At 40.3% G+C, this 13678-nt stretch carries 13 protein-coding genes; 9 read left to right on the forward strand and 4 right to left on the reverse strand.

What is annotated here, in order from left to right:
- Nucleotides 1-18: 18 nt before the first annotated feature.
- The 4 genes from J2S11_RS06935 (at nt 19) to J2S11_RS06950 (ending at nt 3773) form a co-directional block, all read left to right on the forward strand.
- Nucleotides 19-771, forward strand: coding sequence for a DnaD domain-containing protein (locus tag J2S11_RS06935; protein WP_307392717.1), 753 nt, complete (start codon nt 19-21; stop codon nt 769-771).
- Between the two features lie 99 nt (nt 772-870).
- Complete coding sequence (gene nth / locus J2S11_RS06940) at nt 871-1521, forward strand: endonuclease III (RefSeq protein ID WP_307392718.1); 651 nt, start codon at nt 871-873, stop codon at nt 1519-1521.
- Nucleotides 1522-2407: 886 nt separating this feature from the next.
- Complete coding sequence (locus tag J2S11_RS06945; RefSeq protein ID WP_307392720.1) at nt 2408-2950, forward strand: nucleotidyltransferase domain-containing protein; 543 nt, start codon at nt 2408-2410, stop codon at nt 2948-2950.
- 61 nt (nt 2951-3011) lie between these two features.
- Nucleotides 3012-3773, forward strand: coding sequence for an EcsC family protein (locus J2S11_RS06950; protein WP_307392722.1), 762 nt, complete (start codon nt 3012-3014; stop codon nt 3771-3773).
- Nucleotides 3774-3965: 192 nt separating this feature from the next.
- On the opposite strand, the gene J2S11_RS06955 is transcribed toward J2S11_RS06950, so the two are convergent.
- Nucleotides 3966-4448, reverse strand: a complete 483-nt coding sequence (locus J2S11_RS06955) for a MarR family winged helix-turn-helix transcriptional regulator (protein WP_307392724.1) — start codon at nt 4446-4448, stop codon at nt 3966-3968.
- 165 nt (nt 4449-4613) lie between these two features.
- Between J2S11_RS06955 and J2S11_RS06960 the strand changes: the two genes are divergently transcribed.
- The 3 genes from J2S11_RS06960 to J2S11_RS06970 are packed head-to-tail and all read left to right on the forward strand — an operon-like array spanning nt 4614 to nt 7812.
- The gene (locus J2S11_RS06960) at nt 4614-6224 is read left to right on the forward strand and encodes an FAD-dependent oxidoreductase (protein WP_307392726.1); all 1611 of its coding nucleotides are present in this window, start codon (nt 4614-4616) and stop codon (nt 6222-6224) included.
- Nucleotides 6225-6243: 19 nt separating this feature from the next.
- Nucleotides 6244-6627, forward strand: a complete 384-nt coding sequence (locus tag J2S11_RS06965; protein WP_307392727.1) for a hypothetical protein — start codon at nt 6244-6246, stop codon at nt 6625-6627.
- Nucleotides 6628-6681: 54 nt separating this feature from the next.
- Complete coding sequence (locus tag J2S11_RS06970) at nt 6682-7812, forward strand: NADH:flavin oxidoreductase (RefSeq protein WP_307392729.1); 1131 nt, start codon at nt 6682-6684, stop codon at nt 7810-7812.
- A 159-nt stretch (nt 7813-7971) separates the two neighbouring features.
- Here J2S11_RS06970 and J2S11_RS06975 read toward each other — a convergent pair whose 3' ends face one another.
- From J2S11_RS06975 to ispG, 3 genes are all read right to left on the reverse strand, one after another.
- Nucleotides 7972-9324 carry an MATE family efflux transporter gene (locus tag J2S11_RS06975; RefSeq protein WP_307392730.1) on the reverse strand — a complete coding sequence of 451 codons (1353 nt, stop codon included), beginning with the start codon at nt 9322-9324 and terminating at the stop codon, nt 7972-7974.
- Nucleotides 9325-9433: 109 nt separating this feature from the next.
- The gene (locus tag J2S11_RS06980) at nt 9434-9829 is read right to left on the reverse strand and encodes a hypothetical protein (protein WP_307392732.1); all 396 of its coding nucleotides are present in this window, start codon (nt 9827-9829) and stop codon (nt 9434-9436) included.
- Nucleotides 9830-10045: 216 nt separating this feature from the next.
- On the reverse strand, nt 10046-11152 hold the full coding sequence (gene ispG, locus J2S11_RS06985) for a flavodoxin-dependent (E)-4-hydroxy-3-methylbut-2-enyl-diphosphate synthase (protein WP_307392734.1): 1107 nt from the start codon (nt 11150-11152) through the stop codon (nt 10046-10048).
- A 339-nt stretch (nt 11153-11491) separates the two neighbouring features.
- Here ispG and J2S11_RS06990 point away from each other — a divergent pair, with 339 nt between their 5' ends.
- Nucleotides 11492-12004: an NfeD family protein gene (locus tag J2S11_RS06990; protein WP_307392736.1), complete on the forward strand. Its 513-nt coding sequence runs from the start codon at nt 11492-11494 to the stop codon at nt 12002-12004.
- Nucleotides 12005-12120: 116 nt separating this feature from the next.
- Nucleotides 12121-13593, forward strand: coding sequence for a flotillin family protein (locus tag J2S11_RS06995; protein WP_307392738.1), 1473 nt, complete (start codon nt 12121-12123; stop codon nt 13591-13593).
- Nucleotides 13594-13678 lie beyond the last annotated feature (85 nt).

Raw genomic sequence — 13678 nt, forward strand, 5'->3', positions numbered from 1 at the left:
TGAAATGGAGTGAGGCTAGTGATCTCGATTCAACAGTGGCAAAAATGGATGAACAAAGGGAGTGCCTCCATTCCGTCTGTCCTTTTACAGAATTACAAAAAGCTATCCATATCTGATCACGAGCTACTACTGATTATTCATTTGCAGGCTTTTGCTGATGAAGGGACGAAGCTCCCAAGCATGGAACTGCTTTTAGAACGAATGACCAGTACGGAGGAAGAGCTGAGTCAGATGCTGAACAGAATGCACAAAAATGGTGTATTGGACATTGCAGCAAGCCTTGATGATGAAGGAAAACATACGGAGAGGTATTGCTTGAATCCTTTATGGGAGAAGCTCTATCTTCTGCTCGCCAATGAAAACAGAGAGCAGGTTGCTGCTGCCTCAGCTTCTGCTTGGCCAGATTCGGAGGCAGACGCCTCTACTCAGCTACAGAAGGAGAAGCTTGAGGGAGAAATCTTTTTACGCTGTGAGCAGGAGTTTGGGCGACCTCTTTCTCCTATCGAGTGTGAAACGATTGGCTTTTGGCTAGATGAAGACGGCTATGAGCCGCAGATGATTTTTCTAGCCCTAAAAGAGGCTGTTGTATCTGGAAAGCTGTCCCTGCGTTATATTGACCGGATTTTATTTGAATGGCAAAAGAGTGGAGTGCGGACTCTAGAGCAGGTCAGAGAACACAGCAAAAAGTTTAGACAGCAGCAGATCAGTAAATCAAAAGGGAAAACGGAAAAGCAAGAGGTAGAGTTTACTTTTTATAACTGGTTAAAATAAGCTCGTTGAAGTAATAGTGAGTTAAGAGAAATAGTAATTAAAGAAAAGCTGATTAAAGTTAGCCCAACGATGGAATAAATTTTTGCTGGAGATATGCTTATGAATAAAAAAAACATGCAGACCGTATTGGATACGCTAAAGGAAATGTTTCCTGACGCCTATTGTGAATTAGATCATGCTAATGCCTTTGAGCTGACGATTGCTGTACTACTATCTGCCCAATGTACAGATAAAAAGGTCAATGAGGTAACGGCTGACTTGTTTCAGAAATACAAAACTCCAGATGATTATATTGCCGTTCCTTTAGAGGAGCTGGAGCAGGATATTAAGCGTATTGGTCTTTATCGAAATAAAGCAAAAAACATTAAAGCCCTGAGTCAGTTACTCATTGAACAGTATAATGGTGAGATTCCACCAGTCCATGAAGAGCTTGTGAAGCTTCCAGGAGTAGGTAGAAAGACGGCTAATGTGGTTATGTCTAACGCGTTTGACTACCCAGCTATTGCTGTAGATACACATGTGGAGCGAGTTTCTAAGCGTCTAGGCATATGCAAATGGAAGGATTCTGTATTGCAGGTTGAGCAAACTCTAATGAAAAAAGTTCCTAAAGAAGAGTGGACGATGACCCATCATCGCTTGATTTTCTTTGGGCGCTATCATTGTAAGGCTCAAAACCCGCAGTGCGAAATTTGTCCTCTGTTAGAGCTGTGCCGTGAGGGAAAAAAGAGAATGAAGGTTAAGGTTTCATAGAATAGTTAGAGTAAAGCAAATAGGATATAATAAGTTAGGTAGAAAGTATAGGGGGAAGTCATTTTCATTATGAGAATGGCTTTTTTTAACGTATTAGAATTTATAAGTTTTTTGGGAATGAGCAGCTCCCCTTATGCGTTGAGGAAAGGTCTTTATGTATATTGAGGAGCGTCTACTCCGGCATTCATCAGGGGAGTAGACAGAACCTTGAATAGAGGAGTACTTGAAGAACTCCTTCGCACCGTTCGCAGTTCCCAGTGCGCGGTGCTGCACGGCATGATGGCAGTCGGCGTCCCTGTTTAGAGAAAAGGAAAGGATTTAATGCAAAAATCCACTCATTTAATAGAAAACAAGCTGAAAAAAGGACATTTGTTGCAAAAATCCACCTAATATATCTCCTATTAGCCCACATGAAGCTAGAAAGGAATGAATAAGTGGATATTTGCACTAAAACTAGGAATTGCCATCAAAAATGATTGAATTTAATGGATTTTTGCAACAAATCGTTTCAGCCGAGCCGAAAGCTCGCCCCGGACTGTCGTGTTTCCAACCAGCATGCAGCTCCCGACTGTCGTATTTTCGACCGTCGTGCAGTTCCAACCGGTGAGTAGCTCCCAATGCACGGTGTTACACGGCATGATGGTGGTCAATGAAGCAGAAGTTCGGTTAAAACTGCCACATCCTAAGGCAACACTTCCCCCTAATAAGGGACTAGGCAATTCCCAGCGCGCGAGTGTTGCTCTGCATGATGGCAGTCGGCTGGACTACATGACCTCTTCGAGAGTGCCTCGATAGAAGCTTTTCTTATACGTAAATATTTTGAAACTGAGAGCATTCTTATTTCGTATAAAGAAAGTAGTAAAGATTATTGAACAGGGGGCTTCAAATGAAGCAGGAAAACTTCGATGTACAAACTGAGTCACAATTAAAAGCTTTGAGTGAGATCAGTACAATCTCTGAGACACTTAAAGTAGAGTTGTGGTTACGTGGGGGATGGGCTATTGACTTTTTGCTTGGGAAAGTGACTCGCCTTCATGATGATATTGATATTGTAACGTGGATACAAAATAGAGAACAATTAGAACAAGCACTTATTAAAAAAGGATATAAACAGGTTTCTGTCAGTGAGGAGTTTCGTAATAGGCAGTCTGATTTCCAGAAAGGTAATATAGAAATCACAATTAGTTATATCACTTATACTGAAACTGGAGACCTTATTATGAACGAACTACCAGAATGGAATTGGAGGGTAGACTCTTTGTCATCTCGACCCTATATGTTACATGGAATATCGCTGAACACATTACATCCAAAACAGCTTTTGGAAGAAAAAGAAGTCTATGAAGAGATTGGGCGCAATCCTCGACTAAAGGACGAAGAAAGTAAAAAGCTCCTGTATCAAATAATATCAAGTTTAAGTAGGCATTAAAATTGTACATATTTTAGTGAAACAAGTCTCTAAGATCAAAATATCGTGAGGAGAGATTAGATTGAATAGCTACGAGAAGATATGTGTGATGAGAATACGCAAGTTTGAAAAAGAAGTCTATAAAACCTCTGATTTTATGGGCTGGACGAAGGGAGTTCAACAAAAGTTTGACGGATTGATTCCTAGAAAGGTGCACCAATCCTTAGCCAGTGCCTTAGAAAAAGGGATTAAGTCCTTTATTGAGGGGATCAACCTTCTTCCGAAGCAGCAGATGGTTCAGGTGGAGGTTGAAAATCCCGATGATTTAGAAGGGTTAAGTAAGGCTGCTGATAAAATTATTCTATATTACAAGCGAATTGCCTCTGCAGAAGGTGCTGGTACAGGCTTTGGTGGCTTAGTATCAGCTGCTATTGATTTTCCTGCGTTAATTTCTATTAAACTTAAAATGCTTCAAGAGCTGTGGGTGTTGTTCGGCTATAGACTTGAGAATTTTGAGGATCGCTTATTTCTGCTTAAAGTATTTGAACTTCAATTCTCAGGGGAAGAAAGTAAGCAGCGGGTTTGGAAGGAAGTGAAGACGTGGGAGCAGAACGGTGAGAACGAGGATAAGACGTGGGATGATTATGATTGGGAAACGTTTTATATGGAGTATAAGCAGAGCATTGAGCTAAGGAAGCTATTTCAGCTTATTCCCGGCTTTGGTGCGATCGTTGGAGCATGGGCTAATTATTCGTTCCTTGAGGATTTAGGTAGTACAGCGGTTACATGTCTTCAGCTACGTTACTTACAATCACGCTATGATGAGCCGATTACACGTCGTTAATCTGGAGTTGCGTATCATTTGGGGAAAATAATTATGCTTTTGGACATATTTCAGACACGATTTAACCGACTACCTGTACATTAGGCAGTCGGTTGTTTGCAATTACTCACCAGTTTATTAAAAGTTTTTCCTTGTTAGATAGTGTGACTTTCATAGTGAACTTGTTGGAACTCCGTTCATTCCTCGTAGAAATCAGTTCATATCATCGTTCGATTCCTTAACATCCGCAAGTTGATACAAAAGATAAAGCAATTGGCTACGACTTTCTGAAGGAAAGGAAGCCAATACCTCTGTAGCTGCTTCGATCATTGCATTCCCGGTTCTTTTTATAAGAGGTTCAGCAGTATCTGTAATCTGTATCAATGTGGCACGACGGTCATTAGGATCAGGTATACGTACGATAACATTTTCTTTTTCTAAGGCGTCAACAAATTGAGTTACGGTACGCTTTTTGATTCCTAATTTTGTCGCCAAGTCGCTCATTCTGATCTTTCCTGCTTCTGCAATACATTTCAAAAATCGCATCCTTGGCCCAGTCAAATAGGTAGGCACATCCTGTGCAGACAAATGAGCCTCAAACTGAGAATGAATAGAGTGAGTAGTTTTGAACAATATTTCTAACAGAAACTCTGGTGTTGGTGGTTCTGTTGGAAAAGGAACTTTTGATTTATCCATAAAATCCTCCTTGACATCCTGCTATTTAGTGAGTATACTCACTTTATAATCAATTAGTGAGTATAATCACTATCGCTATACTCACTGTGATTATGTTCCTAAATACATTTTATGCTTTCTTCTCATCTTTGAAAAGTACAAATCTTGAAAAGGAGTTCAACAACGATGTCTAAAAAACAATCCCCCGTTTTCATTGTAGGTGGTGGTTTGGTAGGCTTATCTGCAGCACTTTGTCTAGCAAACCAAAATATTCCTTATTTGCTTATAGAACGACATGCTTGTACCTCTATTCATCCGCGTGCAAATGGTATGAACGTTCGTACCATGGAAATTTTCCGAGAGCTCGGAATTGAAAAAGAGATTCGAACTGCTGGAGAGGTACTAGAAAAAAGCAATGGTGCTATTGAAGTGAAGGTACTAGCGGAGACAGATTTAAAAGGACTCAAACGAATAGCTCCTAATGGTCATAAATTAGAAGCATTAATCGGAGAACAAGTAAAAAGCATCAGTCCTATTACAGCTTGTGCATGTTCTCAAGATCAATCAGAACCTGTTTTGCTTGAGAAAGCACAACAACTAGGTGGAGACATCCGATTTTATACAGAGCTTATTTCTTTTGAACAAACAAAAACTGGTATTCAAGCGATGATAAGAGATCGGAAAACGGGACAAGTAGAAACCATTTATGCCAAATACATGATTGCCGCTGATGGAGCCAAAAGTCAAGTGCGTCAAGCTTTAGGTATTGAGTTTACAGAGGGAGGCTCTTTTGGGCATCATATCAACATTTATTTTCAAGCAGATCTGCGGAAAATGGTAGAAGGTCATGAATTTATTGTATGTAACATTACGAATCCTGAATCACCAGGTTCGTTACTATCTGTTAATAACAAAGATCGATGGTGTTTTCATGTTGCTTACCATCCTGAAAAAGGAGAATCAACAGATGATTTTTCACAGGATCGTTGCATTGACCTCATACGTAAGGCAATCGGTTTACCAAATTTAGACGTTACAATACTAAGCATTCTTCCATGGGAAGCTGCCTCACGAATTGCTGATCATTATCAAGTTGGACGTGTTTTCTTAGCAGGAGACGCAGCTCATGTCATGCCACCAAAGGGAGCATATGGGGCAAATACAGGAATACAAGATGCTCATAACTTAGTTTGGAAATTAGCTGCTGTTTTACGCGATGAAGCAAATACTGATTTGTTGACCACTTATGAACAGGAACGCAAACCAGTAGCTCAATTTGCTACGAATCAATCTGTTCTGAATCTTGCAGATGGAGAGGGTCGTGTGCATCCCCTTATCCCTGCTATCGGTTATTTATACCAATCAGATGCCATTGTCTCAGAGGAAGATATAGAGATTCGATTAGATGAACTGCGATTAGATGGTGTACCTGGTAAAAGAGCTCCACATGTTTGGTGCAGCTATCGAGGGAAACGTATCTCAACAATTGATTTATTAGGAAAAACCTTCGTTTTGTTTACAGGAGATAAAGGGAAAGAATGGCTAGATGCAGCATCAAATGTTTCCTTATGTTTAGAAATTACAATACAAGCATACCAAATAAGTGCTTATGGAGATTTAGTGGATATAGACAATAATTGGAGTGAAGCATACGGGATACGTAGTGAAGGTGCTGTGCTAATAAGACCCGATGGTTTTGTCGCATGGCGTACAAACGGACAGATGGCATATAAAGCAGAAATTTTAGCAGAAGTATTTCAACAGATTTTATTTCATAGAAAAGCCAACAATAGCTAATACACAAGGAGTGAATAGGATGAAGAAGAAATCTACCACAGTTATTCGTATTTTATTTGGATTGATGTTATTGGCATTTGGAATTATTGGATCGCTAAATCTCGCGCCAGAGCCACATTATGCTGAACCAGCAACTAACTTTATGGATGCCCTGATCAAGACCGGTTATATCATGGTGGTCGTACTTTTAATGAAATTGTTAGTAGGAGCATGCTTACTGATCAATCGCTTCGTTCCACTTGCTTTGGTTCTGTTTATGCCGATTTCCGTAAATATGTTTCTGTTTCATTTATTTTTGGATATAGCTTCTATTTTTCCGGCATTGATTATCATTTGCCTAAATGCCTATCTTCTTTTTGCTTATCTGGAGAAATATAAACCGTTTTTGGGAGCAAAAAATTAAATCATTTCTTTACTTTTGACTAAAAAAATTCTCGATTTTAGGAGGACTGTTATTGTGGAAAATAATAAAGAAATTCAACCCGCTGTTTCTGTGGAGTCATTATTTCAACCTTTCAGGTTAGGTAATGTAACGCTACCAAATCGAATCGTAATGGCTCCGATGACTCGTAGTTTTTCTCCAGGAGGTATTCCCGGACAGAATGTAGCAGATTATTATCGGCGTCGAGCTGAAAATGGTGTCGGATTAATCGTGACAGAAGGTACTTTCATCAATCATCCAGCTGCTGGAAACGATCCTAATGTTCCTAATATCCATGATGAAGGAGCGCTTAACGGCTGGGCAAAGGTAGTCGATGAAGTTCACGGGGCAGGTGGTCGAATCGTTCTGCAACTATGGCATGTTGGCATGCAACGTAATGTAGGAGACCATCCGAATCCACATGTGCCGCCGATTGGACCTTCAGGGCTTACCGTATCTGGTGTGAAAGAAACGGAACCGATGACAAAATCAGAGATTCATACCGTGATTGAAGCTTATGCACAAGCTGCTTCCAACGCAAAGCGGCTAGGGTTTGATGGAATTGAAATACATGGAGGACATGGTTATTTAATTGATCAATTCTTCTGGAAAAAGACGAATCAGCGTACAGATGAGTATGGGGGCAACCTCATTCGTCGTACTCGTTTTGCAGTAGAAGTGATTGAGGCTTGTCGACGTGCAGTAGGAACCGACTTTCCTATTTCGTTTCGTTTGTCCCAATGGAAGCAAGGAGATTATACAGCAAAATTAGTAGAAACTCCTGACCAGTTAGAAGATTTTTTAACACCTTTAGTAAAAGCGGGTGTCGATATCTTTCATTGCTCTTCTCGTCGATTTTGGGAAGCTGAATTTGAGCACTCTTCTCTTAATCTAGCAGGATGGGTCAAAAAACTATCGGGAAAACCAACCATTACAGTTGGCTCAGTAGGTCTAGATCAAGACCTTATTAGTTCATTATTCCAAGGAAAAGAGACAAATAACACCGATATCCAAATTCTAATTATGAGACTAGAACAAGGAGAATTCGACCTAGTTGCAGTGGGGCGTGCTCTGTTGGCCGATCCTTCGTGGACTGTCAAAATACGAGACAATCGTATTAGTGAGATTGTGCCCTTTTCAAGGGAAGTATTGAACACATTGATTTAGTTAGAGTAAAAAGATAGAACATAACTGGACGACTTTCTATGTTCAGATAGAAATAGAAATAACTCGAGTCTCTTATCTATAGTCGCATCTCGAGTTATTTTCTATTACTTAAATATATACTAAATCGCCATTTACTCCCTCTATTCAAATAAATTTATCCTATGATAAGCTAGTATACCTTTTTTGAACAGCCATGAGTCTTAGTGTTAGAGCGATGGCGCCAGCGGCTAAGCCAGCAATTAAACCGAGCCAGTAACCAAAAGCACCTAACGTTGTAAATGTAGCTAATAGATAACCTAAAGGCAGACCAATAATCCAATAGGAAACAATGGCGATATAAAACGTTGAATTAACATCCTTATACCCTCGTAACGCTCCTTGAATAGGGGAAGCGATCCCGTCAGAGAGCTGAAAGAAGACAGCATAGATTAAGAATTGCTGTGTCAGGTACAGAACTGCCTGATCGGTTGTATACAAACCAGCGATTTGCTCCTTGAACAAAAACAAAAGAAATCCGCAAAGTAAGGACATCATGATGGAAAAACCAATACCAATGTATCCATATTGCTTAGCGTCCTTGTATCGCTTTGCTCCCACTTCAAAGCCTATTAGAATGGTTAAGGCCATAGATATACTTAACGGAACCATGTATAGAGCAGAAGCAAAGTTTAATGCTGCTTGATGCGAAGCGATTGTTGTCGTATCGAACGTACTCATAAAGAGTGTTACAGCAGCAAATATGCTGGTTTCAAGAAAAATAGCTAGGCCAATGGGAACTCCAATGATGAGAATTGCTTTCCAAGCTTTGAAGGACACAGGATACAAGGTACGAAAAATGCGATAAACACTAAATGGATTCTTCCTATCTATGATATAGATCGTGATAAAGGCGATAAACCAGTAAGTGATAGCTGTAGCATATCCAGCACCAATTCCACCTAATTGAGGGAAACCAAATTTACCAAATATCAAGACATAGTTGAAAAAAACATTTATAGGTAGAGCTAGCAGAGTAATGATCATTGTTACTCTTGTATGACCTAAAGCATCGATAAAGCAGCGAAGTACTGTATAAACAAATAATGGAATGATACCAAATGAGAGTCCGAAGAGATAGCCTTTAGCAATTCTAGCTACATCTGGTTCAAGGCTCATCATTCTCAAAATAGGATCGACGGCTAGCGCACCAACGATGATAATGACTATGGAAAAGAATATGGATACATAGGTTCCTTGAATCACGGTAGCAGGAGTTTCGTTTTCTTTATTAGCTCCAAGCAATTGAGAGACGATAGGTGTAATGGCGAGAAGAACGCCGCTTAAGCCTGTGAATACTGGAACCCAAAGGCTTGATCCTATTGCTACACCTGCTAAATCAAAGGAGCTAGCATGACCAGACATAACCGTATCAAAAAAGTTCATTGCATAGAGTCCCACTTGGGTGACTAAGATAGGGAATAATATAATAGCTAACTGCTTCATTTTTTTCTTAATAGAGTAAGTCTGTTCCATGGCTGACCTCTTTCACATGTTGTTAAATGGTTCAAGAATATGCATAGATTGCGGCAAGAATGTTCAAAGAATAGGATAAGATTGCTTGCCGAATACGATAAGAATATCCTTAGAATGGTGCAAGAAATCCATTATCCTGCATCATTGTAAATTCTCCAATAAAGTAGATGAGATCTTCATTAACGTTTTCATCCTCACTCATGAAGCCTTGAAGTCGATCCCCAACCTTTTTAGCATAGTCAGTATAAAGAATCGGTTCACTCCAAGAAAGAGAATCGTTATGGATTTGAATCTTACTTAACCCCTGTATTTCTTGAACAATGGCAAAAGGTGCTAAACTTCCTAGGTAGTCTTCTGAATTTAGAGGAGAACTTTCTAGCTTTTTCATCGTTGAAAGAACGTCCGCAGCCACCTCCGATGGAGAAATAATAAGATAAGGATGTGGCTTTTCACCTTGGATAAATAGAACTAGGCAATGATAGCCTCTCTTTTTAGCAAACAACATAGTATTGAACTCCTCTCTGGACTTTTATTGAACGTCCTTCTACATTTTAGTTATATAATTCGCGCTACAATGTAAAAATTATGAGTTTCTTTTTTACAATAAGGAAGGAACCGGCTTTTAAGTACCGATTCCCTGTGTAAGTCTTTTATGTTAATCGTTATTTAGACTGTGTAGACTAGATTTGTTAAAATCTATTTTTGACTTGATAGGAGACTTTTATGACTGTGCTGCTTCTTGTTTTGCGGCAGCCTCTTTGGCATAATGCTCTTCAGCAAGCTTATCGATTTCCTTCTTCAATTCGTTCAACAGTTCATCCTCAGGAACTTTACGCACAATTTCTCCGTGACGGAACAGTAGGCCTTCTCCACGTGCTCCAGCAATTCCGATGTCCGCTTCTCTTGCTTCTCCAGGTCCGTTTACAGCACAGCCTAATACGGCCACTTTGATTGGAGCTTTTACAGTAGAGATGTATTCCTCTACTTCGTTAGCAATGGAGATAAGATCAATTTCAATACGTCCGCAGGTTGGGCAGGAAATTAAGGTTGCTGCATTGGCAGCTAAGCCAAAGCTTTTCAGCAGTTCACGAGCTACTTTAACCTCCTCTACAGGGTCTGCACTTAAGGAAATACGTAAGGTGTTCCCAATCCCCATAGATAAAATGGCTCCTAGACCGGCAGCACTCTTCACTGTACCAGCAAACAGTGTACCAGACTCAGTAATTCCTAGATGAAGAGGGTAGTTAAACGCTTCAGAAGCTTTTTTATAAGCTTCAATTGCTAAATTTACATCAGAGGCCTTCATTGAAACGATAATGTCATGGAAGTCTAGGTCTTCTAGAATTTTTATATGATGTAGGGCACTTTCCACCATGCCGTCTGCTGTTGGATAGCCGTATTTATCAATGATTCTTTTTTCCAGGGATCCCGCATTTACTCCAATACGAATCGGTATTCCTTTTTCTTTACACGCTCTAACGACCGCCTCAACCTTTTCGCGGCGTCCGATGTTTCCAGGATTAATTCTAATTTTATCTATGCCACCCTCAATGGCTTTGAGAGCTAGCTTGTAATCAAAATGAATATCGGCTACAAGAGGAATGTTGATTCTCTTTTTAATTTCAGGAATAGCTTCAGCAGCACGCATATCAGGACATGCAACACGTACAATCTGACAGCCTGCTTCCTCTAGTCGCTTAATTTCTGCAACAGTAGCTTCCACATCATGTGTTTTCGTTGTCGTCATGCTTTGAATGACGATTTGATCATTGCCACCAATCGTCAAACCACCAACTGTTACAGGTCTTGTTTCAGTACGATGAAACATATTATCGCTCCTTTATAAGTAAAAATGTAAGGCTGCTATCTCTATAATCATGTGACCCTTATTTTCTTACCAATATTGTCCTTAGCCATTATACCTTATTTCCTCAATAAATTCTATCCGAATGCGCTAGTTTACGTTTAGTAGAACCTTTTTAAAAGGGAAATGAGTGAATCGCTTTAAAAGTCAAAATAGGCATGAAACTCTCCCTAATTTAGTACGTATGTTTAGATAAGGAAACAGGAATCAATTGTAAGTATGTCGAAAATAAAGATAAGAACTCTAATTTTGTCATATTCCTAATTTAAGGATTTTGTCTATAAAACAAGGAGGTGAAGACTGATGGAAACGGTTTATCTCATATGCTTTTTTGTAGGTTTCTTATATGCTATTGTCTCAATTATTTTCGGTAATATCTTTGATATCGAGTTTGACATTGAAGGGGGTAGCCTTCCGTATTTATCACCCACCACAATTGCAGCGTTTGTCACTGTATTCGGTGGAACGGGTGTCTTTCTGTCTTATGTGTATGCCTTGCCCACAACGTTAACCTTACTTATTTCAATCTTTTTGGCTTTGGTTGGAGCAGCTATTATGTTTTTCGTTGTTGTTCTGCCTTTATATAAAGCACAAAAGTCATCTGCTTTTTCTAATCGAGACATGATTGGAAGAACGGGAGAGGTCACCACGATTATTCTTGAGCAAGGAAGAGGGGAGGTTATTTATGAGCAAGGAGGCTCTCGGCTTACCGCACCAGCCCTTTCCTATGAGGGTACAACGATTAGGCAGGGAGAGCTTGTTGAAATTGTAGATGTGATTAGTGGAACTTTTGTTGTTAAGAAATTGAATGATTAGTCTGGACTAGTGAGTAACGAATAATGACTCTTGTCATGAATAATTACTGAGCATTTGAGTAGTAACGAGTAGTAAGATGATAAAAAACTTACAGTAAAGAAAGGGGTTATGTTAATTTGTTTGGATTAGATTGGGTTTATTTAGTTCCGATTGGTATTATTGTTGTCTTATTTTTACTAGGGGTTGTTTTTGCCACACGGTATCGCACCGTTCGTGCAGATGAAGCGATGATTGTGACTGGAGGCTTTACGAAGGATGGAATCAAAATTATAAAGGCTGGGGGATCCTTTGTCTTTCCAGTGGTGCAGAGTGCACAGTTTTTATCTTTACGTGTGCATACGCTTGATGTCAACACTCCTGAAGTGTATACGGAGCAAGGGGTTCCAGTTATGGTCGATGGAATTGCTCAGGTTAAGGTGAAGGGTGATTTAGAATCGATTGCTACCGCTGCGGAGCAGTTTTTAGGGAAAACGGATGAAGAGCTTAGAAGGATTGCAACACAAACATTGGAGGGTCATTTAAGGGCCATACTTGGAACAATGACAGTAGAGGATATCTATAAAAACAGAGATAAGTTTGCTTCAGATGTTCAGAATGTTGCGGCAACAGATCTGAAGAAAATGGGATTACAAATCGTTTCCTTTACTATTCGTGATCTTAGAGATAATAATGGTTATCTTGAAGCCTTAGGTCGTCCAAGAATTGCTCATATTAAACGTGAGGCTGAAATTGCGGAAGCTAACGCTAATCGAGATGAGCAGATCGCTAAAGCGAAAGCTAGAGAAGAAGGGCAGAAGGCCGATTACGTATCTGATACGAATGTAGCTGAGGCAGAAAAAGAGATGGAAGTGAAGAAGGCTCAATTTAAGAAGGAGCAGGATCAGAAGCGTGCCGAGGCTGACCAGGCGTACGCCTTACAGCAGAACGTAGCGTTGCAGCAGGTTAAACAAGAGGAAATGGGGATTGTACTCGTTGAGCGTCAGCGTCAAATTGAGATTGAGGAGAAGGAGATTGCTCGTCGTGAGAAGGAGCTTGAGGCACAGGTTAGGAAGCAGGCAGAAGCGGAGCGTTATGCGTTAGAGCAGAAGGCTGAGGCTGAGCGCTATCAGATTGAAGCGAAGGCGAAGGCAGATGCTGAAACGATTCGTTTGGCCGGTCAAGCGAATGCAGATAAGGAGAGAGCGGAGGGTACTGCTGAAGCGGATGTTATTCGCTTAAAAGGTTTTGCTGAGGCGGAAGCGAAGGATAAGATTGCTGAAGCGATGAAGAAGTATGGCGAAGCGGCTGTAGCGGAAATGATCATCGAGCGTTTCCCTGAAATTGCTGGAGCGATTGCTCAGCCTTTAGCTAAGACAGAGAAGATTGTCATCGTCGATAGCGGGCAAGGTGAAGGTGGTGGAGCAAGTCGAGTGACGGGATATGTGACAGATATACTTGCTAAGCTACCTGAAACTGTAGGTGCTTTGACAGATATTGATCTAACGGAGCTAGTCAAAAACATTGGCAAAAAAGAAGAGGCTAAAAAAGCCCCTGATAAGCAGCTAGTTAGCTCAAGACCAGTAGATGTAGAAGAAAGAGTTACAGAGTAAGAAGGTTTTATATAATATTATGAAGATATAGCGAGAAGGCGCCTACTACTTTTCAATTGGAGTGGTTTGGCGTCTTTTTATGGAG

The organism is Bacillus horti, from assembly GCF_030813115.1.
Classification (GTDB): Bacteria; Bacillota; Bacilli; order Caldalkalibacillales; family JCM-10596; genus Bacillus_CH; species Bacillus_CH horti.

Excerpts from the sequence above, each read along its gene's own strand:
- J2S11_RS06975 (WP_307392730.1), bottom strand. The coding sequence starts at position 9,324 with ATGGAACAGACTTACTCTATTAAGAAAAAAATGAAGCAGTTAGCTATT.
- J2S11_RS06980 (WP_307392732.1), bottom strand. The coding sequence starts at position 9,829 with ATGTTGTTTGCTAAAAAGAGAGGCTATCATTGCCTAGTTCTATTTATC.
- J2S11_RS06955 (WP_307392724.1), bottom strand. The coding sequence starts at position 4,448 with ATGGATAAATCAAAAGTTCCTTTTCCAACAGAACCACCAACACCAGAG.
- nth (WP_307392718.1), top strand. The coding sequence starts at position 871 with ATGAATAAAAAAAACATGCAGACCGTATTGGATACGCTAAAGGAAATG.
- J2S11_RS06945 (WP_307392720.1), top strand. The coding sequence starts at position 2,408 with ATGAAGCAGGAAAACTTCGATGTACAAACTGAGTCACAATTAAAAGCT.
- J2S11_RS06990 (WP_307392736.1), top strand. The coding sequence starts at position 11,492 with ATGGAAACGGTTTATCTCATATGCTTTTTTGTAGGTTTCTTATATGCT.
- J2S11_RS06960 (WP_307392726.1), top strand. The coding sequence starts at position 4,614 with ATGTCTAAAAAACAATCCCCCGTTTTCATTGTAGGTGGTGGTTTGGTA.
- ispG (WP_307392734.1), bottom strand. The coding sequence starts at position 11,152 with ATGTTTCATCGTACTGAAACAAGACCTGTAACAGTTGGTGGTTTGACG.
- J2S11_RS06965 (WP_307392727.1), top strand. The coding sequence starts at position 6,244 with ATGAAGAAGAAATCTACCACAGTTATTCGTATTTTATTTGGATTGATG.